The 23,755-nt window shown below is 64.2% G+C and carries 16 protein-coding genes; 8 read left to right on the forward strand and 8 right to left on the reverse strand.

The window, feature by feature from the left end; genetic code table 11:
• Nucleotides 1–20 precede the first annotated feature (20 nt).
• Nucleotides 21–1,055: a sterol desaturase family protein gene (locus tag KDW96_RS17675; RefSeq protein ID WP_255837528.1), complete on the reverse strand. Its 1,035-nt coding sequence runs from the start codon at nucleotides 1,053–1,055 to the stop codon at nucleotides 21–23.
• 199 nt (nucleotides 1,056–1,254) lie between these two features.
• Complete coding sequence (gene trhA, locus KDW96_RS17680) at nucleotides 1,255–1,872, reverse strand: PAQR family membrane homeostasis protein TrhA (RefSeq protein WP_255837529.1); 618 nt, start codon at nucleotides 1,870–1,872, stop codon at nucleotides 1,255–1,257.
• A gap of 299 nt (nucleotides 1,873–2,171) precedes the next feature.
• Here trhA and KDW96_RS17685 point away from each other — a divergent pair, with 299 nt between their 5' ends.
• From KDW96_RS17685 to KDW96_RS17700, 4 genes are all read left to right on the forward strand, one after another.
• Entirely contained in the window at nucleotides 2,172–3,101 is a 930-nt protein-coding gene (locus tag KDW96_RS17685; protein WP_255837530.1) for an ABC transporter ATP-binding protein, read from the forward strand.
• On the forward strand, nucleotides 3,098–3,859 hold the full coding sequence (locus KDW96_RS17690) for an ABC transporter permease (RefSeq protein ID WP_255837531.1): 762 nt from the start codon (nucleotides 3,098–3,100) through the stop codon (nucleotides 3,857–3,859). Before KDW96_RS17685 ends, KDW96_RS17690 begins: the two co-directional genes overlap by 4 nt.
• Before the next feature lie 215 nt (nucleotides 3,860–4,074).
• The gene (plzR, locus tag KDW96_RS17695) at nucleotides 4,075–4,380 is read left to right on the forward strand and encodes a PlzR type 4 pili assembly inhibitor (RefSeq protein ID WP_255837532.1); all 306 of its coding nucleotides are present in this window, start codon (nucleotides 4,075–4,077) and stop codon (nucleotides 4,378–4,380) included.
• A 63-nt stretch (nucleotides 4,381–4,443) separates the two neighbouring features.
• Nucleotides 4,444–4,695 (forward strand): hypothetical protein, encoded by a 252-nt coding sequence (locus KDW96_RS17700; protein WP_255837533.1) that lies wholly within the window; start codon nucleotides 4,444–4,446, stop codon nucleotides 4,693–4,695.
• Between the two features lie 57 nt (nucleotides 4,696–4,752).
• On the opposite strand, the gene KDW96_RS17705 is transcribed toward KDW96_RS17700, so the two are convergent.
• The gene (locus KDW96_RS17705; RefSeq protein ID WP_255837534.1) at nucleotides 4,753–5,760 is read right to left on the reverse strand and encodes a mechanosensitive ion channel family protein; all 1,008 of its coding nucleotides are present in this window, start codon (nucleotides 5,758–5,760) and stop codon (nucleotides 4,753–4,755) included.
• A gap of 212 nt (nucleotides 5,761–5,972) precedes the next feature.
• Here KDW96_RS17705 and KDW96_RS17710 point away from each other — a divergent pair, with 212 nt between their 5' ends.
• The 3 genes from KDW96_RS17710 (at nucleotide 5,973) to KDW96_RS17720 (ending at nucleotide 9,296) form a co-directional block, all read left to right on the forward strand.
• Nucleotides 5,973–6,479 (forward strand): DinB family protein, encoded by a 507-nt coding sequence (locus KDW96_RS17710; protein WP_255837535.1) that lies wholly within the window; start codon nucleotides 5,973–5,975, stop codon nucleotides 6,477–6,479.
• 320 nt (nucleotides 6,480–6,799) lie between these two features.
• Complete coding sequence (locus KDW96_RS17715) at nucleotides 6,800–8,074, forward strand: glycosyltransferase family 4 protein (protein ID WP_255837536.1); 1,275 nt, start codon at nucleotides 6,800–6,802, stop codon at nucleotides 8,072–8,074.
• Nucleotides 8,075–8,129: 55 nt separating this feature from the next.
• A complete protein-coding gene (locus tag KDW96_RS17720; protein ID WP_255837537.1) occupies nucleotides 8,130–9,296 on the forward strand; it encodes a nucleotide disphospho-sugar-binding domain-containing protein in 1,167 nt (388 codons plus the stop codon).
• Nucleotides 9,297–9,316: 20 nt separating this feature from the next.
• Here the strand turns inward: KDW96_RS17720 and KDW96_RS17725 are convergent, their stop codons facing one another.
• A complete protein-coding gene (locus tag KDW96_RS17725; protein ID WP_255837538.1) occupies nucleotides 9,317–10,972 on the reverse strand; it encodes a glycosyltransferase family 4 protein in 1,656 nt (551 codons plus the stop codon).
• 574 nt (nucleotides 10,973–11,546) lie between these two features.
• Here KDW96_RS17725 and KDW96_RS17730 point away from each other — a divergent pair.
• Nucleotides 11,547–13,691 carry a tetratricopeptide repeat protein gene (locus KDW96_RS17730; protein WP_255837539.1) on the forward strand — a complete coding sequence of 715 codons (2,145 nt, stop codon included), beginning with the start codon at nucleotides 11,547–11,549 and terminating at the stop codon, nucleotides 13,689–13,691.
• Nucleotides 13,692–13,712: 21 nt separating this feature from the next.
• Here the strand turns inward: KDW96_RS17730 and KDW96_RS17735 are convergent, their stop codons facing one another.
• The 4 genes from KDW96_RS17735 to KDW96_RS17750 form a co-directional block, all read right to left on the reverse strand.
• A complete protein-coding gene (locus KDW96_RS17735) occupies nucleotides 13,713–15,815 on the reverse strand; it encodes a site-2 protease family protein (protein WP_255837540.1) in 2,103 nt (700 codons plus the stop codon).
• Nucleotides 15,816–15,832: 17 nt separating this feature from the next.
• On the reverse strand, nucleotides 15,833–17,254 hold the full coding sequence (locus KDW96_RS17740; RefSeq protein ID WP_255837541.1) for an efflux RND transporter periplasmic adaptor subunit: 1,422 nt from the start codon (nucleotides 17,252–17,254) through the stop codon (nucleotides 15,833–15,835).
• Nucleotides 17,251–22,740 carry a cadherin domain-containing protein gene (locus KDW96_RS17745; protein WP_255837542.1) on the reverse strand — a complete coding sequence of 1,830 codons (5,490 nt, stop codon included), beginning with the start codon at nucleotides 22,738–22,740 and terminating at the stop codon, nucleotides 17,251–17,253. The genes KDW96_RS17740 and KDW96_RS17745 overlap by 4 nt, the downstream gene beginning before the upstream one ends.
• 183 nt (nucleotides 22,741–22,923) lie before the next feature.
• Complete coding sequence (locus KDW96_RS17750; RefSeq protein ID WP_255837543.1) at nucleotides 22,924–23,748, reverse strand: efflux RND transporter periplasmic adaptor subunit; 825 nt, start codon at nucleotides 23,746–23,748, stop codon at nucleotides 22,924–22,926.
• Between the last annotated feature and the right edge of the window lie 7 nt (nucleotides 23,749–23,755).

Genomic DNA, 23,755 nt, shown 5'->3' on the forward strand with positions numbered 1-23,755 from the left:
GGCGGTCGCCTCGGGTCAGGTTAGCTGTAGGAGTTTTCCGAGCGCGCGGGCGCGGCCGCCTGCGGCCGCTTTCCTGGGAGGAACTTGCGCGCCGTGGCCACGAAGGGCGTGACGATCAGGCTGTAGATCGTCAGGTAGCGCTCGTGGTCCGGGGTGCCGAACTGGATGGCTTCGGGCTTGGGGGTGGTGACGTAGAGCGTGCCGAACATCCAGTCCCAGAGCGACAGGTTGGTGGAGAAGTTCTTGTTGAAGTGCTTGGGCGCGTCGCTGTGGTGGATCTGGTGCTGGGCCGGGCTGTTCAGCACATGCTCGATCACCGGCCCGAACGACAGCCAGACGTGGCTGTGGCGCAGGTTGGCCGCCAGGGCGTTGCAGATGAAGATCAGGTAGGTGACGCCGAACAAAGTGTAGCGGCTGATCTCGCCGCCGCAGAGGTACCAGAAGGTCCCAGCGTAGGCGCCGAGGAATACGCCGGTGGCCAGTTTGCCGACGATCTTCTCCACGAAGTGCACCCGGCTCGCGGTCGCCGGCACCAGTACCGGCGCCGAGTGGTGGACCTTGTGGAACTCCCACAGCCAGCGCGAGTGAAAGGCCCGGTGGGCCCAGTAATGGACGAAGTCGAGCACCAGGAACACACCCAGGCCGTACAGCAGCGACAGGGCCAGGTTCTCGCCCAGTTGCGGCCGCGCGCCCCAGAGGTTGGTGAAGAAGGCGACGTAGTCGGCCGAGCGCAGGATGTAGGGATCGACCAGGCCGACGATGGGCACCACCAGCGCCACCTTGAGGATCGCGCGCACGAAGTAGTAGCGGTAATCCAGCAACGCGGAGCGATGGAAATGCACCCGACTGCCGCCGATGAACTGCCAGAACGAGCGCGCCTCGGTCTGCCCGCGCTGTTTGCGCCAGCGATACAGGCCGTAAGCCACGGCGTAGGAGACCGAGAGAAACAGCACGCCGAAGCGCCCGTTGAGGTCGAAAATGCCGGCGAATTGCCTGCTGATCGGCTCGATCAGCAGCTCAGCCAGATGGCTGTAAAAGAGAGTAAGAGCGTCCACGGCGCACCGGCCTCGCGCAAAAAGCCGGCATTATAGACAAAAACGGAATCGTTAGCATTCGCCAGTTGATTCCACTGCGTCGTTCGCAGGCTCGGCAGCGTCATGGGCCTGACCCGCAGCCTGGTGATCCACGGGCTGGCCGTCCCGTGGCACGTCCGCAGGGGGGGGCGAGAGCTTTAGTGGTTGTTCGCAGCCGACGTCATAACACGTAGCGCCACACCGCGACGAAGTGCAGCAAGCTGCCGGCGATGACGAACAGGTGCCAGATGCCGTGCCAGTGGCGGAAGCGTTCGTCGTAGGCGAAGAACAGAATGCCCACCGTATAGCAGACGCCTCCGCCGGCCAGCCAGGCGAAGCCCGCGCCGCCGAGGGCGGCCAGCAGCGGCTTGACCGCGACCAGGACGATCCAGCCCATCAGCGCGTAAATGACGATGGACAGCACCCGCGCCTCGCTGCGTGGCTTGATCTCCTGCAGCATGCCGATCAGCGCTAGGCTCCAGACGATGCCCAGCAGCCACCAGCCCCAGGGGCCGTGCAGGGTCACCAGGCAGAACGGCGTGTAGCTGCCGGCGATCAGCAGGTAGATCGACAGGTGGTCGAGCTTGCGCATGATGGTTTTCGCCCGGCCGCGCAGGCTGTGGTACAGGGTGGAGATGCTGTAGAGCAGCAGCAGGGTGAGGCCGTAGATGGCCATGCTGACGATCTTCCAGGGGTCGCCTTGCAGGCTGGCCAGCACCAGCAGCCAGATGGCGCCGAGTGCGGCGAGGAGGGCGCCGACCAGATGGGTCCAGGCGTTGAGTCGTTCTCCGTGATACATGGGCTCCGATCCGAATCCGTTTGAATGGGCAGAATTGTGGCCGGGCCGCGGGTTGAGCGGTCGACTTCCTCTAGCCTTCTGCCCGGCCCCACGCGGCAAATCGGCGGCCACGGCCGGATGGAAACTCGCCAGCGCGCGGTCGGTCGAGGCCGAATCGGCGACGGAGGTCATGCCTTCCATCATGCAAGGCTGCCTGAGCGGGCTCAACAGCCGTCGGTCATGGCTGTGCGCCGTGCTTGCCTTACCCCACCCCTGTTTCCCTACACTCTGCCTTTCTCTTTTCCAGCCAAGGCCATTTCGTGCAACCGGTTATCTCCATCCAGCAACTGAACAAGACCTACGCCTCCGGCCACCCGGCGCTGCAGAACATCGACCTGGAGATTCGCCGGGGCGAGATCTTCGCCCTGCTCGGGCCCAACGGCGCCGGCAAGACCACCCTGATCAGCATCATCTGCGGCATCGTCAATCCCGGTGGCGGCTCGGTGCGGGTCGGCGGTCACGACATCGTCCGCGATTACCGCGCCGCCCGCGCGCAGATCGGTCTGGTGCCCCAGGAGCTGGTCAGCGATGTGTTCGAGACGGTCTGGGCCACGGTCAAGTTCAGTCGCGGGCTGTTCGGCAAGAAGGCCGACGCGGCCTACCTGGAGCGCCTGCTGCGCGACCTGTCGCTGTGGGACAAGCGTGACGCCAAGATCATGGAGCTGTCCGGCGGCATGAAGCGCCGGGTGATGATCGCCAAGGCACTGTCCCACGAACCGCAGATCCTGTTTCTCGACGAGCCCACCGCCGGGGTCGACGTCGAGCTGCGCCGCGACATGTGGAACATGGTGCGCGGCCTGCGCGCGCGCGGGGTGACCATCATCCTCACCACCCATTACATCGAGGAGGCCGAGGAGATGGCCGACCGCATCGGGGTGATCAGCAAGGGACGCATCGTCCTGGTCGAGGACAAGCAGGTGCTGATGCACAAGCTCGGCAAGAAGCAGCTGACCCTGCAGCTGCAGCAGCCGCTGGCGAGCATTCCCGCCGAGCTGGCCGCCCACCCCCTGGAACTGGCGGACGAGGGCCATGCCCTGGTGTTCACCTTCGACGCCCAGCGCGAGCACACCGGCATCGCCGAGCTGCTCAAGGACCTGGCCCAGCGCGGCATCGACTTCAAGGACCTGCAGTCCAGCCAGAGCTCGCTGGAGGAGATCTTCGTCAACCTGGTGCGGGAGCAACGCGCATGAACCTCTACGCGATCCGCGCCATCTACCTGTTCGAGCTGGCGCGCACCTGGCGCACCCTGCTGCAGAGCATCGCCACCCCGGTGATCAGCACCTCGCTGTACTTCGTGGTGTTCGGCTCGGCCATCGGCTCGAGCATGACCGAGGTGCAGGGGATCAGCTACGGCGCCTTCATCGTGCCGGGGCTGATCATGCTGGCGCTGCTCACCGAGAGCATCTCCAACGCCTCGTTCGGCATCTACATGCCCAAGTATTCCGGGAGCATCTACGAGCTGCTGTCGGCGCCGGTGTCCTACCTGGAAATCCTCATCGGCTACGTCGGCGCGGCGGCGACCAAGTCGATCATTCTCGGCCTGATCATCCTGCTCACGGCGCGGCTGTTCGTCGACTTCGAGATTCTCCATCCGGTCTGGATGCTGGCCTTCCTGGTGCTCACGGCGGTGACCTTCAGCCTGTTTGGCTTCATCATCGGCGTCTGGGCCGACGGCTGGGAGAAGCTGCAGGTGGTGCCGGCGCTGATCGTCACGCCGCTGACCTTCCTCGGCGGCAGCTTCTACTCGATCAGCATGCTGCCGCCGCTGTGGCAGACGGTGACCCTGTTCAATCCGGTGGTGTACCTGATCAGCGCCTTCCGCTGGAGCTTCTACGGCGTGTCGGACGTCAACGTGGGGCTCAGCCTGGCGATGATCCTCGGCTTCCTGCTGCTGTGCATCGTGGCCGTCGGCTGGATCTTCAAGAGTGGCTATCGTCTGAAGAGCTGAGGCCGCGCTGGCCCGGCAAGGGCCTGAGCGGCAGTTTTCCAGTGCCGTCCGTCTGAAGCGGACGACCGCCAGGCCGCGCGCTGGGGCGTCATGGGCCCGCGTCCGCGGATCTCGGACTTCTCCCGTTCGCTGCCGTCTATGCTGGCAGGATGAGGGGTGCCGGCCACGGAGTGGATCGATGTGGCCGGCCGCCGATTCCGCCAAGGAGAAGTCGTATGGATACGCAAGACAGTCAGTTGGCGCAGCTGCTCAGCCTCAATACACGCAGCATGACCCACCTGACCGCGGCGCTGACGCAGCTGTCGTTCGAGCTGATGCGCAGCAGTGATGCCGCCAGCCATCGCGCGGGTCAGCGCATGATCGACCATCTGGCGCAGATCAGCGGCGAACTCGACCAGCAGTGGGCGATGATCGGCGCGCTGACCGGCCAGCCCGCGCCCGAAGAGAAGACCGACCTGGTGGTCGAGGTGCAGATGGAGGCCGCGCCGAGCGACGACCGGTCCTCTGGTAACGGGAACTAGGCCTGGCCGGGTGGGGGAAAGTGCGTAGAATGCGCGGCTTTTTTCCACTGGCTGGAGTCCCCGATGAGCTACAACCTGGCAGACAAACCCGCGGCAGAGCGCGACGTGGCGGAGGCGGAGAAGGCCCGTCTGTTCGAGTTGTGGCAGCACAACCTGCAGCGCGCCAAGGCCGACGCGGCGCGCCTGTTCGCCGAGAAGGGCAAGCGCAAGGGCAAGTGGGAGGAGTGGCTGCGCGCCCAGCTGGGCGACATGTCGCCGCCGGAATACGCCAGCATGGTGCAGCGCGAAGTGAGACGCCTGGCGGCGCCGCGCTGATCGCACAGCGCTGGTTGACGTGCCCCTTCTTTCCCGCACCGGCCAGCGAGCTCGCCCTCACTCCTTGGGCGCGGTCGGATCGAGCAAATCCTCTGCATCATGGGCACGCTGTTCCTGATCGATTTGTTCGACCAGGTCGGTGATCACCCGCGTGTCCGCTTGTGCCGCCGTCGCCGGGGGCGGCTTGCGGTTCGGCGCCGCCGCCTCGGCTGGCGGTTGGGCCTGTTCGTGGACGTGCAGGCGGTAGATGGGCTCCGGCATGTCCATGCCGGCCTCGCCCAATGCTGCGGTGACCTGGCGCATGGCTTCGCTCTTGACCATCAGGAAGTCGTGGCTGCGCTGATCCACCCAACCGTGATAGCGCACTTGCACGTTGGAGTCCCCCAGGGCGCTGATGAAGGCGCGCGGCGGCGGCGATGGCATGACGCCTTCCAGCTGCCTGAGGCGGTCGATGCCGAGCTGCTGGGCCAGCAGCAGGTCCTGGTCGCCGCCCAGGCCGACGTCGAACTCGAAGCGGCGGCTGGGGTTGCGCGTGTAGTTGAGGGTGACGCTGCGGAACACCAGGGCATTGGGCAGGCGCAGGTGATTGCCGTCCGGGGTCATCAGGATGGTCGCCCGCGAGGTCAGGGCGATCACCAGGCCCTCGTTGCCATCGATCACCACATGGTCGCGGGGTGCGAAGGGCTGGCGGAGGCTCATCAGGATGCCGGCCAGGTAGTTCTCCAGGGTTTCCTTGAAGGCGAAACCCAGGGCTACGCCGAGCACACCCGCCGTGCCCAGCACGGCGCCCACCAGCGAGGTGGCGTCCATGATCTCCAGTGCCACCAGCACCCCGACCGAGGTCACCGCCCACTGCGCGGTGGTGCGCGCCAGCTCGCGCAGGAACGGATTGCGCTTGGCCAGGCGCTCGAGCAGGGTGCGCTGCGACAGCCAGCGTCCGACCAGCCAGGCCAGCCACACCACCAGCAGGGCCAGGAGCAGCAACGGCAGGGCGCTGAGCAGGCCGTAGGCCTCGTCCAGCAGGCGCTGGATCACGGCATCGATATCGAAGTGAACAGATTCCACGATCAGCCCCTTTGTCGCCGCGACCGCTGCAGCGTCTGCGCGGCCAGTTACAGTCATCAGCAAGACTAGCCGATCGGCTGACTCGCCACGGTGCCGGCTCCGCAGGCTTGTCCTGGCGCGGACACTGGGTCAAAGTCTGCCGGCCAGTTCGTGAAACCAGCGCAGACGCGCCGGTTTTCAACATTCGACCCCAGCTCCCATTCGGAGGCGGAATGAATGCCATCACACTGAACGCCCTGGCGGCGTTCCCAGACCAGCTGGAAGCCTACTACGGCGCCATTCCGGCTGAGTTCAAGCAATGGTCGCCGGCTTCCTGGGAGGGCGTTCCGAGCGAGCCATTCACCGCCATCGAGCAGGTCTGTCACGTCTACGACATTGAGGTCGAGGGGTATCACGTGCGGTTCCAGCGCACCCTCGAAGAGCTCAATCCCGTGCTGCTCTCGGTTGATGGCGAGGCCCTGGCCAGGGAGCGCGCCTATGCCGAGGCCAATGTGGATGAAGTCTTCGCGGCGTTCCGCGTGGCGCGAGCCAAGACCATGACGCTGATCGCCGGCCTGAGCCCGGAGCAGTTTGCGCGTACCGCCGATTTCGAGGGCTACGGCCCGTTGTCACTGCGCAGCCTGGTGCACTACCTGTGCAGCCATGACCAGCAGCATCTGGCGGGCTTGCAATGGCTGCTGGGCAAGATCGAGGCGTCGCGCGTTCGGCCGGAGGGTTAGGGCGTGCACCGAGCCGGTAGCTTCCAGTGGGTAGATGTGAGCGTGAAGTCGCCTTGTCGGCCTGCTTATGTTTTAGGAGCACCCTGGCAAAAGTGCGGAGGGTGAGGTTCGCAAACCGGATCAGACCAGGTGGGGTTGGCTGAAGAAAACTTGCGGCCCATTGTCCGGGAATGACTGAGCACGACATACTGATCAGCTTTACGATTTGCGAGTAAGGCAGTATGCCGTAGCGGCGACCCCGACTCGACTATGCATAACAATTGTCACCGATGTGCCTAGCGCATCGCTTCCCTGATCCAATCAGCCGGCCCTCCAATACGATGCGTTTCTTATTCGTCCACCAGCGTTTTCCCGGCCAGTTCAAGCACATCGCCTGTGCCCTGGCCGACGACCCGCGGCATGAGGTCGTAGCCGTTGGCGATGTGGCCAATATAAAGGCGAGCCTGACTTTGCACCCTCGGGTCACCGTTTACGGCTATGCCTCGCCAAAGGCCGGCGAACAGCAGACCCATGTGTATCTGCGCGAATACGAAAACCATGTGCGTCGCGGGCAACAGTTGCTGCGGGCTTGCCTGCGACTCAAAGAGCAAGGCTTTGTGCCGGATGTGGTGGCGGTGCATCCGGGGTGGGGGGAGGGCCTGTTCCTCGGAGAGATCTTCCCGACGGCGCGCCATATCCACTACTGCGAGTACTACTATCACGCCGAAGGCGCGGATCTTGGATTCGACCCTGAATTCCCGGCTGGCATCGACTCACGCCTGCACGTACGACTGAGAAATGCAACGCAACTCCTCGGTCTCAGCGAGTGCGCTGCAGGCGTGTCGCCGACCCGTTGGCAGCGCTCACTCTACCCTGCGGAGTTTCAGTCCAAGATTCGTGTTCTGCATGAAGGCATCGACACCAGTCAGGCGAAACCGGACCCGCGGGCTTTTCTGGAGGTGCAGGGCAAGGTCTTCCGCGCAGGTGATCAGGTCATCACCTATGTTGCCCGCAACCTGGAGCCCTATCGGGGGTTCCACCGCTTTGTGCGCGCGCTACCCGAGTTGCAGGCGCGCTGCCCGACGGCGCAGTTCGTGGTGGTTGGTGGCGATGAGGTCAGCTATGGCGCGCGCCTGCCGGCCGGTCAGAGTTACCGGGAAACCTATGTGGCCGAGTTGGGCGAGCGAGTCGATTGGTCACGGGTGCACTTTCTCGGCAGGTTGCCTTACCGGCAATACCTGAAGGTGCTCCAGTTGTCGTCCGCGCATATCTACCTTACTTACCCCTTCGTACTGTCGTGGTCGATGCTCGAGGCCATGGCCTGTGGTTGTCTGGTCATAGGCTCCGCTACTCCTCCGGTGCAGGAGGTGATCACGCACGGCGAGAACGGACTGCTGGTGGATTTCTTCGATACCAGGCAGCTTGCCGACCAGGTTGCCGAGGTATTGGCTGATCCCCTGGCGTTTTCGCGCCTGCGCAGCAGGGCGCGGGAGTATATCGAGCAGCACTATGATCTGCGCACGCATGGCATTCCCGCATGGATCGAGCTGTTGACACAGCATCAGCGGCAAGATCAAGGGATGCCCCGTGTCGCCGTTAACACCGGTGCCGGTTAGCAAGCATCGCGCCCATGCCACCCCTGGCGGCCAGTCGCTCGGGCGTGGGCGGCGAGTGCTGCTGGCCTGGGAAATGGGCGAGGGTCTGGGACATGCCGCGCGCCTGCTCTGGCTGGCTCAGCGCCTGCGCGAGCAGGGTTGGGTGCCGGTCGTGGCGGCGCGCGACCCGGCGGCCTTGGCCGAGCGTTATCGGGCGGCGCATGTGCCCGTCATCGCGACGCCGCCGCACCGAAGTTGTTTCTCCGGTCCGGGGCGTTTTCGCGCGGCGAGCTACGCCGACATCATGGGCGTGTGCGGTTATGCCGACCTGAAGCAGCTGGCCGCCGTGGTGAGGGCCTGGGATGAGGTGCTGCGGAGCCAGGCGCCTGATCTGATCATCGCCGACTATTCGCCGCTGCTATCGCTGGCGGCATTCGCCCGCATACCGTTGATCTGTATCGGCGATGGCTTCGTCACCCCGCCTGGAATGGCCGGTGGTCACTTTCCCCTGCTTGGCGATCCGGTGCCCCATCAATGGCAGCCGGCAGAACTGCTGCACGCGGCGCAGCGCGTCCAGGCCGCGCGGGGGTTGGCCGAGCCCATGAGCCTGGCGCAGGTCATCGAGGGCGTCGGGCAGGTGGTCTGCGTGCCGCCGGAGCTGGATATCTACGCTGCTTCGCGCACGCTTCCCGCCTCCGGTCCATGGGAGCGCCCTGCGCCACCCTTGGCGAAACCCGAGGGAGCCTTCCCCTTTGCCTACCTGCGGATGAGTCACCCGTTGTCGCATCGGGTCCTGCAGGTATGGAGGGAACATCACCTGGCCGGCGAGTGTTACCTGCATGGCGCCGGCCGCGAGACAGTTTCCGCGTTGGAGCGGGCCGGAATCCGGGTACATGTCACGCCACCGCCGCTGCGGGAGGCTCTGTCGCGTGCGTCGATGCTGATTCACCATGGCGGCATCGGCGCGCTGGAGGAGGCGCTGATGGCGGGGCGACCGCAGCTCCTGTTGCCACGTCATCTCGAACAGTCACTGCACAGCCAGCGCCTACTCGCTAGCTTGCCGGGTAATGTGTGCGCCCGTGCGGGTACTTCGTTGCAGTCACTGCGCGAGCGGCTTCCGGAACTGTTGCTAGACCGGGATGGACGCCTGGGGGCGGTGGCGCAAAAGACCGCAACGCGTTTGACCGCGCGGCCGGACAATTCCTGGGCTGCCCTGCAGCGGCTGCTAGGCTCGCTGTTCTAGAACTCCCGGGCGACCTTGGCCTATCCGCGTCCTGTGGCCGGCACCAGCACTTCCAGTAGGTCGAACTTCCACAGCCACATCAGTGCGCGCACGCCGACCTGGGTAGCCACATCGGCATTGGCCAGAGCCGAATCGACGGTTTGCCGAGCGTCCTGATCGAGCGTTGCGAGGAGTGCTGGCAACGCTTCTCTGGAAAGAAGCGGCGAATCGAAGGCATAGTTGGTCATGGGCAGCGATAACAACCGTTCGAGGCGCGCCGCCGCGTCCGGTCGAGCGCGTATCAGCCACTGGCCATTGAGGGTTCTGCTGGAGAAATGGGCAAAGCGATGAAAGGGGTCGGCGCGCTGCGGCCAAGGTTGAGGAGGTTCGCCGATGTCCTGTGGACGGAGCCCGGCAAGCTCTTGCGCGAGTTCGGCATAGCGCCGTAAGACCACCGGCCAGTCGTACTGCGCGGTAGCGCGCGCGCGCCCGGCGGCGCCCATTTGCACACGCAGGCCCGGGTCGTCGGCCAGCAGTTGAAGTGCCTGTGCTAGCGCCTGCGGTTCGACGACGCTGGCGAGGCTGGCATGGCCGATATAGCGATCGTAGGTGTCGAGACTCAGGGCGTGGCGCAGCGCCATGTCCGCGCCTGCCCCGGCGGGAGGTAATACGGTCGGGATGCGAAAGCCATCGATGCCGTCGCGAACCGTGTCCTTGTAGCCGTCCCAGTCCGACACCACCACGGGCAGTCCGGCAGCCATGGCCTCAAGCGGCGTTAGGCCGAAGCTCTCCTGAATATTGTCGGCAAGGGAAACGAAGATATCCGCGGCCTGCCAGGCGGGGCGGTAGCTGGCGGGCTGATGGCCGTCGATCCACAAGAAACGCACGGACGGGGCGAGGGCTTGCTGGGTCGTCAGGTAGCTGTGCTTCATTCCTGGATTGGCAAACACCCCTGCCTCGATGCAGACAACAGAGCGCTGGCCGGCGAGTTTCTCCAGCGCTTGGTACAACGACACCGGGTTGGCCTTGGCGTGAAAGGCCAGGCGGCCGGCGAAGAGTAAGACCAGGTCTTCCGCGCCCAGCCCCAGCTCGCTGCGCGCGGCTTCGCGGGCAGCGGCTCGGGGGGCGAAGGCCGGTACGTCGACTCCCAGGGGGATCACTGGCAGTTGCATCTCGACAAAGCGTGTGGCGCCTATGCTCTCGCGCCAGTATTCGCGCATTTCCTCATGCAACCGGGTGACGTAGGTCTTCACCGCTAGGGAGGGACAGATCAGCGCGTCCCAGGGTTTGAACGGCGGCAGGATCAGCTCCGCCAGTCTATCCATCGCCCCGAGCGACGACAGGCTATGCGCAACTCCCATCAGGCTAAAGGCGGCAGGGTTGCCGAGGTTGCGCGCGGCGGCCAGGTCCTTGTCGGGCGGGGCGGGGTAATAGAGCGCGCCCGCGTCGGCGGCGGCCTGCAAGCTGGGCAGGCTGCTCCATTGCAATTGGCCGCTGAAGCCCTGCTTATGCAACAGTTGAAGAAGGTTTTGCCCTGTGGCTCCGTCCACGCCGAGGCCGTGCAACTGGGACCGCGGCCAGGTTCGGGCAATGCCCGTCAGCAGTGCCTGGCCTGCGGCTTGGCGGCCCATCATTTTCTTGGAGGTGGAATAGGCGTCGCTAGCGTAGTAGAGGGCGAAGTTTGGGGCGTGGCGCATGCGTAATCCTGCTAGGGCTGAGGTTCTGCAGCGCAGGAGCGCAGCGTGAGGGCTCGATGGCCTATAAAACACCGGGATGCGTTGTTTTTCCATCACTGAGTAACGCTCCTGGCGGGGGGCTGAGATAAGATCTGCCCACCGTGCCGCCAGACCGTTGTGCCGCTTATTGATCTTGGCAGCGCCTTCGATGCGGCAATGCAGACAGCTAGCCCTGGAGTGCGACGGTTCGGCCAGGCTGAGGGGTGGAATGAGGCGAATCGGAATTAGCTGGACGCTTGGCTCGCAGAGTGAGGAAGGTCGCTATGGCCTCGAGCTGGCTTCGCAGATTGTCCTGCAGGGGGGGCAGCTGAGTTTGTTGCGCGTCGTCAAACCACTCAACCTTGACGCACGGCAGGCGCGCTTGCTGGCTCCGGCGCTGACAGAGTATGCGGCGCGCCGTGTGGTTCCCGCCCCAGGGCAGCGTTTGCCGTTCCCGGTGCTGCAGTTCTTGGGCGACCGGCTGAGCCTAGAGTGCTTCCCCGAGGACAGTCCCGGTAAACCCAACATTGGCTTGGCGGGTTTCAACCATGTCGACATGTCGCGAGAAAGTCTCGAGCGGGCCGGCGACTGGCCACTGATCATCACCAACTCATCATGGGCTACCCAGGTGCTGCGCGGCAGGGGCTTGAATAACCTGCACTGCTGTCCGCCCGGGGTCGATCTGGAGCGTTTCTATCCGGCCCCGCGAACCGGACTGTTCCGTGACCGCTTTGTAGTGTTTTCCGGTGGCCAGCTGGAGTATCGGCAGGGGCAGGATATTCTGCTCGGTGCGTTTCGCATCTTCCACCAGCGTCATCCAGAGGCCCTGCTGGTCTGTGGCTGGAGTCGTATGGCGGCGCATGGCTCGGATGACCTGTTGCGCTCACCCTATCTCGACGGCGTGCCTGAGCGGGTCAATGGCATCGTGCAGCTTACTCCCTGGTTGCTGCGCAACGGCATCGCCGCGCAGGCCCTGCTCGACCTGAGCCTGGTTGCCGACAGCCAGCTGCCGGACATCCTGCGCGAGAGCGATCTGGCGGTGTTCCCCAGTCGCTGCGAGGGGGGCGCGCAATGGCCGGCCTTGCAGGCCATGGCCTGTGGCGTGCCTACAGTTGTGGCCGCCAATACCGGCTATCTGGATCTACTCGGTGAGCATGTTTATATGCTGCAGAGTCAGGGTGAACTGAGAGGGCAGAGCGGTGCCGGCGGCCAGGACGACTGGGGCGAGAGCTCCATGGATGAGTTGCTGGAACTGATGGAGCGGGCCTACGTGCGCCGCACCGAAGCCATGGCCAAGGGGCAGGCCGGGGCTCAATTCATGGCGAACAGGGGCTGCGACAGCCACGCCAGGCAGCTGTTGACGGCGATCGACCGGGTCGTCGGCGGCGCGGCACTGGCCTCAACCGAGGTCCAGGATGACTACAGCTGGGGTCTGTGCCTGCATCGCGCCGGGCGTTTGGGCGAAGCCGAGCGGGCCTATGATGAGGTGCTGCGACGTCAACCCGAGCATATCGGCGCGCGTGCCGACCGCGGCAATGCGCGACGTGACCTTGGCGATGCGCAGGGCGCCGAGGCGGACTTCCGGACGCTGCTGGCGGCTCATCCAGGTAACCCTAGAGTTTTGCACAGCCTGGGAAACCTGCTGCGCCGCGACGGCCGTGTCGACGAAGCCGCCAACTGCCTCCAGCAGGCCCTGAGGGGGATGCAGTCGGCCGCGTTGCATTGGGATCTGGCCTTCACCCTGTTGTTGCAGGGGCGCTATCGCGAGGCCTGGCCGCATTTCGAACATCGCCATGAAGCTCTTGGGTTGCGCAGCGCCGCGCCGGAGAAGCCGCGCTGGGATGGCCAGCCGCTGTTGGACAGCACCCTGCTGGTGCTGGACGAGCAGGGGCTGGGCGATACCTTGCAGTTCCTGCGCTTTGTATCCCATATCCCCAAGGGACCAGGTGGCCGAGTCATCTTCGCTGGAAAGCCGGCTACCCTGGCGGTGGCGCGGCGGATTCTGCCGGCCGTCGACGTGTATGCCTGGGACCAGCCATTGCCGCGCTCGCAGGTTTGGATACCCTTGATGTCTCTGCCGATGCGCCTGGGGATGCAGCGGCCGCAGGACATTCCCGCCCCCTGTTCGGAGCCGCTGGTAGACCCCGCCCACGTTGCGCATTGGCGTGCGCTGGTGCGTGGCAGCGATGTGCAGCCGGTGGTCGCCCTGTGCTGGCGCGGTAATCCCGAGTTTTCCGGTGACAGTTTGCGCTCCCCTGGATTAGCGGCGCTGCGGCCGATTCTGGAGGTCGAGGGGGTGCGCTTCGTCTCTCTGCAGGTGGGACCTGGGCGTTCTGAGCTTGGCGAGTTGGGGTTGGCAGAGCAGATCTGCGATGTCGGCGCCGCTATCGAAGCGGCGGGTGCGCAGGTGCTCGACACGCTGGCAGTGCTGCAGAGCTGCGACTTCGTTATTTCATCCTGCACATCCGTGCTGCACATGGCCGGCCTGCTCGGTCGCCCGGGGCGCGCTTTGCTGTGCCACCGACCGGACTGGCGCTGGATGTTGACGCGTATGGACACGCCTTGGTACCCGTCTCTGCGGCTGATTCGCCAGGACCGCACTGGAGATTGGTCGGCAGTGGCCTGGGAGGCGGCGACCCAGCTGCGCGCTTGGAGAGATGGCCAGGAAATCAGGCTTGACGATGTGGCGCACAGGCCTTAGGCGCCGCGCCAGTGACGGGCGTTAGAAGCCCAACTCGCGCAGCAGCACATTGGTCGCGCTGCGCAGGAAACGCAGCCCGGGTGCTTCCCAGTTGGCGGCGATGCTGACCTGTCCACGCCAGGCATATTGCGGCGCCCGCCTGTCGTCGGTGACTTTGAGCAGCACCCGGTAGACCGCGCGCTCAGGGTAGAGAATGCCGTTTTTCTCGCGTACCAGCAGGTGACCGCCGAACTCAGTGGCCAGTTCGGGCTCGTTCAGGGTGCGGCTGGCATCGCGGTCGATGCTCACCACCTCGAGACGCAGGATAGGGCCATCAGCGCCGTCATTGACAAAGAGGGCTCGGTCGCCGGGAGCGATGCGCTGTACAGCTTCATCGTCGATATAGGTGATGACCTGTTGCGGGCCCTGGCGTACCAGGCGCGCGAGAATCTCGCCCTGGCTCACCCAGTCGCCGACTCGCAAGTCGGGATCGAGATCGCGCAGGATGCCGGCATAGGGGGCCGTCGGGCTATAACGAGCGGCATCTGCGCTGACGGTGAGGTTTTCGGCCCTGGCGATGCCGAGTTGCTCGTTGAGTACCTGCCACTGCTTACGTTGCTCAGGATCGAAGCCGGCTGACGCGCTCTGCCAGGCGAGTCGTTCGCTGCGCGCCCCTGCTTGTGCGGTGCGGACCTGCAAGTCCGGCGACTCCATGCCGAGCAACAGATCACCTGCGTGAATGCGACTGCCGTTGGCGTGGGGCAGAGTCGTGATGCGTGCATGTGGTGGGGCATAGATCTCCAGGCTCTCGTGCGGCAGTAACAGCGCCGAGGTCGACACCCGTGTCGGCCAGGGCAGCACGAACAGCCCGATCAGCAGTGCGAATAGCAGCAGCGAGCGGCGGCCCCGGCGGCTGTCACGAATCGTTGTCCAGTTGGCATGCCAGACCTTCAGTTCGTTAAACACTGGCAGAAAGATGAACCAGCAGAGCTCCGCGGCGAGCAAGAGGATACCCACCACCTTGATGAAGAACTGGTAAACTAGGAATGCGATGCCGAGAAAAAGCAGGAGACGGTACAACCAAACCGCATAGGCGAACAGGATCAGTCCGTTATGACGCGCCCGCGGAAAGTGTTCCGGCACCGGGGCACCCAGGGCGAACAGGCGTTCGCGCAGATCCCAGCGGGCCAGGGCGAAACTGCGCTCATGCAGGTTGGGCAGCTGCAATGCATCGGATAACAGAAAATAGCCATCGAAGCGCATGAAGGGGCTGGCATTGATTAGCAGGGTGGAGATCCACGTGGTGCTCGACAGCAGGAACGCCACCGTCTTCGGCCACCCTTCCGGCAGCCAGACCCAGGCCAGGGTCGCCCAGGCGGCAACCGACAGTTCGGTGGCGATGCCCGCCGCTGCAACCTGGAGGCGCTGTTCGCGCCTGGTGAGCTTCCATACGTCGTTGGTGTCGGTGTACGCCACCGGCCATAACACCAACAGTGCCACGCCCATGGTTGGCACATGGCACCCGAAGCGTTTGGCGGTAAAGGCATGCCCCAGTTCGTGCAATACCTTGACTCCGACCAGCGTCAGGCCGTAGGCCAGCAGTCCCTGCCAAGACAGCAAGTCGACCAGGGTCGCGGAGAAACGCGGCCACTCGCGGTACACGCTGATCAGCCCGAATAGCGCCGCCAAGAGCGTCAGGAGAAGAAAGTTACGGCTGAACAGGGCGTCGAGTCGCGGGGCCCAGCGGCTCAGCCAGGCGTCGGGGCGAACCAGCGGAATGCGCAGGAACAGATAGTGGTGCAGCAGCCATTGCCCGGCGCTGCCGCGTTGCTTGCGCAGCAACTCGGCCAGGTTCGCTGCTGCACCCAGAACGGGCTGCGACAGCTGATTTTTTTGCAGGAAGGCGGCAAAGGCTTCGACGTCGGGAGTGTCGATGTGCAAGGTCGTTTCGGCCCGGATGCTGCTGACGATTCGCGCGGCATCGCCGAGAGCCCAGCGGCTGAGAATCTCGAAACTCGACCAGTCGAGCTGGAAAAAAAGGTTGCGTACAGGATCGTGCAGGGTCCAACTGGGTTGTCCATCGGAAAGGCGTGGACCTGGAAAAAGGTCCAGCTCTTCGCGCAACTTGGGGAGCGAGTCAGACATGGCGGCTGGGCACCGTCTCAGAGCGCCAGGTACTGGCGAATGGTTGCCAGTGGCCGGCGCAGCATCCAATAGCTGAGCGGCACCCAGTCACCGTATATTTTTGCGGTGCCTTTCAGGCCGATACGCTGCTGGCTCCGTTCGTCGAGTTTGGCGCGCAGGCGGTAAGAGTAGCTGCCATCGGGCCGCGGCACGGCATCGTGGCCGATATAGCGCACTTGGCCGGCGATCGAGCTAAATGGGCTCGCGGCCAGATAGAGGCGAACCGGCGCCTGCTCCTCGATCGGGATGGCATCGCCGATACCGAGCCATACCTCGATTTCCACCTCGTCTGGCGTGGCCAGGCGCATCACGCGCTCGCCGGTCTGCACCGGTCGGCCGACCCAGTCGCTGGGGTCGTCGAACAGCACCACTCCGTCACGGGGTGCCAGCACACGTGAGCGTTCAAGCTGGTTCTGCAAGAACTCCGCTTCGGTGCGGCGTTCGCTAATCTCGCCATACAGCACCATCATTTGCGCCTTGGAGCTGTTATCGCTGAGCGCCAACTGGGCGAACTGGCGGTATTTGGCTTCGGCCGTCGCCAGGGTCAGGCGGGCAACCTGCAGCCGGCTGGAAATTGCCGCCTCGTCGAAGCTGAACAGCAGTTGTTGAGCCTTGACCGTCTCGTTAGGGCGCACGTGAAACTGTCCGATCACTCCATCGAGCGGAGCGCGAATCACGCTTGGGGCGGCGGCAACCAGCTCGCCGGGTGCGAGTACGGTTAAGCGCACGGGGCAGAACAGGGCGCAAACAGCGAGCAGCGCGATCTGGTTGAAGCGGCTGCGCCACCAGCTTTTCTTACGCTCCGCGCTTCGCCAGGTGCGCAGGCTGTCGCCGAGCCGTGCGCGTGACCAGGCGGGCGGGCGAAAGCGTGCCAGCCAGGCATGGCGCCAGGCATGTAGCCATTCTGCGAGTAGGGCGCTGGCGTCGTCGCTGAACGGGTTATCGCCGGCTAGCAGGATGCCTCCCGACCCGCTGCCGGGGTGGGCATCGCTGGCGGGCATGGCTAGCCACAGCGCTTCGCGGGGTAACCACTCGTTCCATTCGGCGGCGAGATCAGCTGGCAGGCTGCCATGGTCGACGGGCTGGGCGACGGCGACGTCCGGAGCGATGGAATTGCCGTCGACTTTCTGTGTGCACAAGGTGCTGCATAAGCGGTTTAACCATTGCACATAGGGGGCATTGGCCTCCGCCTGGACGACGCCAGACAGAGCGCGCACCCCGCCGTCGGAGAACCACAGAGCGGCTTGCCGGTAAGGGAGGAGCGCGCGAGTATCGTTGACCAGCAAGAACGCCAGCTCATCAAGGGTCGCCGCCTGGCGGGCACGATGGCTGAGATCGAGCACTGCAAACAGTGGCTTGATACTCGATGGGGTTGCGCCTATTGATGCGACATTGCTCATGTATGGTTACGGGCGGCCTGTACGCTTTGCGTCAGCGCGGCCAGGCGTGGAGCAAGCTCGCTACGGTTGCTGGCATGGCGCAGCTGCTCCGACAAGCCTGCCCGGCCGCTCGGCGCCAGCGCGGCATTTCGTTCCGCCGCTGTGGCCTCAGGAGCGTCACCGTTGTCAATAACCTCCCCCGAAACGATGTCGAGCTCCAGTTGGATGACCCTCTCATTGCCTTGGCTGTCGCGTGCTATGACTTTTACGCTGACCTTGCCGGTGAAGTCAGCCGGCGCCTTGCCGGAGAACAGGCCGGTCCGAGGGTCGAACGTGAGCCAGTCCGGCAACCCTTGGCCATCGCCTTGCAAGGCTTCGAGTTCAAGGATGATGAACTCACCGGTGGCGGAGAACAGCTCCAGTGGGAGCGCCAGAGAAATCTCACTGCCCTGGACAATGCGTGTGCTGCCGAAGTCGGGCAGCATACGCAGGGCCGGCTCCGAGCTGTCGCCAAGACCCAAGTCGAGAGCAGCGCTGCTTGGGATTGAGAAGACCGCGTCGAATATCGAGGCATCCACAGGGGGGGCAACGAGTCCTGAGGTGCCTAGCGCCCTGTTATGCAGGAAAGGTTGGTTCGCTGGAGCAGGGGGGGCTTCCAGTGTGGGAGTCGTACTCGGGCCTGAGCCTACGCTCGGCGGCGCTGCGGGTGTTGGCGCTGGCGGTAAAATGGGTGCTTGATTGGCTGCGGTGTCGCCTAAATCAGTTACCGTTACCGTGATGGTCTGGACAGCCGTGCCGCCATTGCCGTCGTCGGCCGTCACCTGCACCACATAGCTGTTGTTGCTATCGCTGTCGCTGGGGTTCTCGAAGTCTGGCGCGCTGATGAAGGTGAGCACGCCGGTGTTGGGGTCGATGCTGAACTTGGCCTGGTCGGCGCCACCGCTGATGGAGAAGGTCGGGGTGTCGCTATCGCCGTCGCTGGCCGTGACTGTGGTGACGGCGCTCTGGTTCTCGGCGGCATTGACCGCTGCGTTGACCCCACCGCCATTGCTGGTGATGACCGGCGCCTCGTTGACGTTGGTCACGGTCACCGTGATGGTCTGGATATCGCTGCCGCCATTACCGTCGGCGGCCGTTACCTGTACCACGTAGCTGTTGTTGCCATCGCTGTCGGTGGGGTTCTCGAAGTCTGGCGCGCTGATGAAGGTGAGCACGCCGGTGTTGGGGTCGATGCTGAACTTGGCCTGGTCGGCGCCACCGCTGATGGAGAAGGTCGGGGTGTCGCTATCGCCGTCGCTGGCCGTGACTGTGGTGACGGCGCTCTGGTTCTCGGCGGCATTGACCGCTGCGTTGACCCCACCGCCATTGCTGGTGATGACCGGCGCCTCGTTGACGTTGGTCACGGTCACCGTGATGGTCTGGATATCGCTGCCGCCATTACCGTCGGCGGCCGTTACCTGTACCACGTAGCTGTTGTTGCCATCGCTGTCGGTGGGGTTCTCGAAGTCTGGCGCGCTGATGAAGGTGAGCACGCCGGTGTTGGGGTCGATGCTGAACTTGGCCTGGTCGGCGCCACCGCTGATGGAGAAGGTCGGGGTGTCGCCATCGCCGTCGCTGGCCGTGACTGTGGTGACGGCGCTCTGGTTCTCGGCGGCATTGACCGCTGCGTTGACCCCACCGCCATTGCTGGTGATGACCGGCGCCTCGTTGACGTTGGTCACGGTCACCGTGATGGTCTGGATATCCATGCCGCCAACGCCGTCATCGGCCGTCACCTGCACCACGTAGCTGTTGTTGCCATCGCTGTCGCTGGGGCTCTCGAAGTCTGGCGCGCTGATGAAGCTGAGCACACCGGTGTTGGGGTCGATGCTGAACTTGGCCTGATCGGCGCCACCGCTGATGGAGAAGGTCGGGGTGTCGCCGTCGACGTCGCTGGCCGTGACTGTGGTGACGGCGCTCTGGTTCTCGGCGGCATTGACCGCTGCGTTGACCCCACCGCCATTGCTGGTGATGACCGGCGCCTCGTTGACGTTGGTCACGGTCACCGTGATGGTCTGGATATCCATGCCGCCAACGCCGTCATCGGCCGTCACCTGCACCACGTAGCTGTTGTTGCCATCGCTGTCGCTGGGGTTCTCGAAGTCTGGCGCGCTGATGAAGCTGAGCACGCCGGTGTTGGGGTCGATGCTGAACTTGGCCTGATCGGCGCCACCGCTGATGGAGAAGGTCGGGGTGTCGCCGTCGACGTCGCTGGCCGTGACTGTGGTGACGGCGCTCTGGTTCTCGGCGGCATTGACCGCTGCGTTGACCCCACCGCCATTGCTGGTGATGACCGGCGCCTCGTTGACGTTGGTCACGGTCACCGTGATGGTCTGGATATCCATGCCGCCAACGCCGTCATCGGCCGTCACCTGCACCACGTAGCTGTTGTTGCCATCGCTGTCGCTGGGGTTCTCGAAGTCTGGCGCGCTGATGAAGCTGAGCACGCCGGTGTTGGGGTCGATGCTGAACTTGGCCTGATCGGCGCCACCGCTGATGGAGAAGGTCGGGGTGTCGCCGTCGACGTCGCTGGCCGTGACTGTGGTGACGGCGCTCTGGTTCTCGGCGGCATTGACCGCTGCGTTGACCCCACCGCCATTGCTGGTGATGACCGGCGCCTCGTTGACGTTGGTCACGGTCACCGTGATGGTCTGGATATCCATGCCGCCAACGCCGTCATCGGCCGTCACCTGCACCACGTAGCTGTTGTTGCCATCGCTGTCGCTGGGGTTCTCGAAGTCTGGCGCGCTGATGAAGCTGAGCACGCCGGTGTTGGGGTCGATGCTGAACTTGGCCTGATCGGCGCCACCGCTGATGGAGAAGGTCGGGGTGTCGCCGTCGACGTCGCTGGCCGTGACTGTGGTGACGGCGCTCTGGTTCTCGGCGGCATTGACCGCTGCGTTGACCCCACCGCCATTGCTGGTGATGACCGGCGCCTCGTTGACGTTGGTCACGGTCACCGTGATGGTCTGGATATCCATGCCGCCAACGCCGTCATCGGCCGTCACCTGCACCACGTAGCTGTTGTTGCCATCGCTGTCGCTGGGGTTCTCGAAGTCTGGCGCGCTGATGAAGCTGAGCACGCCGGTGTTGGGGTCGATGCTGAACTTGGCCTGATCGGCGCCACCGCTGATGGAGAAGGTCGGGGTGTCGCCGTCGACGTCGCTGGCCGTGACTGTGGTGACGGCGCTCTGGTTCTCGGCGGCATTGACCGCTGCGTTGACCCCACCGCCATTGCTGGTGATGACCGGCGCCTCGTTGACGTTGGTCACGGTCACCGTGATGGTCTGGATATCCATGCCGCCAACGCCGTCATCGGCCGTCACCTGCACCACGTAGCTGTTGTTGCCATCGCTGTCGCTGGGGTTCTCGAAGTCTGGCGCGCTGATGAAGCTGAGCACGCCGGTGTTGGGGTCGATGCTGAACTTGGCCTGATCGGCGCCACCGCTGATGGAGAAGGTCGGGGTGTCGCCATCGCCGTCGGTGGCGGTCACTGTGGTGACGGCGGTCTGGTTCTCGGCGGCATTGACCGCGGCGTTGACTCCGCCGCCATCGCTGGTGATCACCGGCGGGGCGTTGGGCACCAGGGTGATGGTGGTATTACCGCCGCTAAACACCGCTACGAATTTTCCGCTGGCGGCCGTAATGCCGGTGAGGGTCAGGGTCTGCCCGCCACCCAGGTCGATAGTGCCACTGGCCGCGGTATTGTTGAGCGCGGAGAGGTCGGCGCCTAGAACCAGAATGTTGTCGGCCGTGGTGAAGTCGCCAATGGTATCGCCATCGAGATGGGCCGCGGTGCCGGTGAAGGTGTCGTTATCGGCGCCGCCGAACAAGGTGTCGCTGCCCGCGCCACCGGACAATGTGTCGTTGCCGGCATCCCCATAGATCAGGTCGTTGTCGTTCAGGCCCCGCAGGATGTCGTTGCCGGCGCCGCCATAGAGGGTGTCGTTGCCGGCATCACCGCTGATGGTGTCGTTGCCGTCACCACCGTAGATCAGGTCGTTGTCGTTTTGCCCCCAAATCCAGTCGTTGCCATCTTCGCCGTAGATCAGGTCCGCGCCGTTGCCACCGATTATGGTGTCGTTGCCGATACCGCCCCACATGGAGTCGTTGCCATCGCCGCCGCTGATACCGTCGTTACCGGCGCCACCATAGATCAGGTCGTCATTCTCCAGACCGTAGAGAAAGTCGTTACCGTCGCCACCTGAGAGAGTGTCATTGCCGAGGCCGCCATAGAGGGTGTCGTTGCCGTCGTCGCCAAACAGCAGGTCGTCACCTGCTCCACCACTGAGGGTGTCATTACCGGCACCACCGTAGAGGGTGTCGTTACCGGCACCACCGAGTATCGAATCATGGCCGGCGCCGCCGGTGATGGAGAAGGTACCGTCCGTTTCGGCGCCGCCATTCCAGGTCAGCTTGGCGCTACTGGCGGAGGCATCCACGGCCAGGGTTTGCCCGGCCGCCACCGTGGCGTCGTGGCTGGTGATGTCCTGAATGCCCGCGCTAATGGTGATCACTTCGACGTTGGTCAGGGTGGTGGCGTTGAACGTCACCGTCTGCGCCGCGGAAATCTCCAGGGTATCGGAGCCGGCCAGACCGTCGATCTGGTCGCCACTGTTCAGCGTGTTGGTGGTATCGGCGATGATGCTGTCGGCACCGGCCGAAAGCACTGGGGTGTCGTTGCCGCCGGTCAGGGTGGCACTGGCCAGGATGTTGGCGTAGGCGGCAAGCGCCGGCGAGGTGATAGGCGTCGCCGCTTCGATTCCGCCAGTAGCCGTCTCCAGTTGCCAGTCCCCGCGCAGGACTTCGCTGCCCGTTGCATTGTCTGAAGCGGCGACGTCCGCCCCAGTGGCCGTGGCCATTGCGGAGACGAATGCGTTGCCCTCACCGCTGGCAACCGCGCAGCCGTACAGCAGCAGGTCTCCATCGATGGTCAGGGCAGCCCCCAGGGTGGCCAAATCATCTGTGCGGTTCTGCAGGGCAATAGTGTCGAGCGTCAGGGCGCCCAGGTTGAGGCGGCCTTCCGCTCCGTGGCTTATGAGGTGAATGGCGTCGATCTCACTGCGACCACTCAGGTATTTCGCCATTTGTTGCAGGCCATCACCGCGGCTATCGAGCAAGACGATCTCGATGCCGGCTTTCATGCCGTCAACAAGGCTCTGGTAGTCGCTCACGTTGTCCTCGATGAAGACGACATCCAGGCGTCCTTCATTGAGTGCCCGATCGGCTGTCGCCAGCTGCTGCGCGCTGTAGTCAGTGGTCGGCTTTTCGTGGTTTTGGGACGTATCCTTCTGGCTGGCCGGCGCATGCTCGCTGTGCTGAGTGGCGGCTCCGGCATCTGGCAGGGAATCTGGAACGCTTGGCTCTAGCCCCGCCGTTGCTGCCGCACCATCGAACATGAAGCGCTGCTCCAGCGCCAGCGGGCGAATCCCCGGTGTTCTGATCCGCTTGTGCGACGCAAGCGTCATGGCCCTGGCGAGCTCGCTCGCCGTCTGGTGGAGTGCAGGCAAAAGATCGCTACTGTTGTCTGGGGAGTCTGCGGCGGCGCTCGACTCATCGTGCCAGGTGCCCGCTGAACGGCGCGAGACTACGCTGCAAACATAGCGGTAGAGCTTCTTCAAGGTGCGTCACTCCAAAAATGCGGGCGAGGTCTATTGGCCAGTTGGCGGTGAAATCAGCACTCTGCCGCTCATGCCAGAGATTAGCTCGGTGAACGTGCCGTCGATAGTACCGGTCAGCTTGATCGACTGGCTGACCGGGTCGACCTTGGCTGCTATGCGGGTCACTTTAGCGGGGTAGCTGCGTCCGGTCTCATCGATTTGTACCAGGAAGTCATGCTCGGGCTTGATCCAGGCAAGCCAGCGGGAGGGGACGATGAATTCGAGCTCGAGCTCGGAGTTATCAATGATCTCCAAGAGCGCCTGGCCGGGCTGCACGTACTGCTGCTCGCGTACCTTCTGCTCGGCGACACGCCCGGCATAGGGCGCAACAACCTTGCATTTTCTGAGTACGGCTTGGTTGCCGGCGACCTCGGCCCGACTCTTGTGTACTTCCGCCTCTGAGGTGTCCAGTTCCAACTGGCCGATCGAGTTCAACTCGGTAAGTCGGCTGTTGGCGCTCCATATTTTTTCCGCCGCATTGAGTGCAGCTTGCGCCTTGCTCAGCTGGGCCTGTTGCAGCGAGCAATCAAGCAGGATGAGCGTTTGTCCCGCCTTGAAACTGCCGCTTTCCTGAACCGGAAGCTGCTTGACCTTCGCTCCGATCTCCGCCGCCAGTGTGGTATGGCGGCGGGGTGCCAGTTGGGCGCGAATTTCCCGTTCGACCAGGTCGCTCTCGGCGGCCACTGAGTTCAGGGGCGAGAGCCCCGAAAGTGATACGAGCGCTGCTACCCAGAGCATGCTGCTGGTCAGGGTCAAACGCATGCTGTTCAGGCGTGCTCTGGGCACGACAATTGCGACGGCCGTAAAGTGTTGCATCCGTGGA

Source organism: Pseudomonas benzenivorans (assembly GCF_024397895.1).
Taxonomy (GTDB): Bacteria; Pseudomonadota; Gammaproteobacteria; order Pseudomonadales; family Pseudomonadaceae; genus Aquipseudomonas; species Aquipseudomonas benzenivorans_A.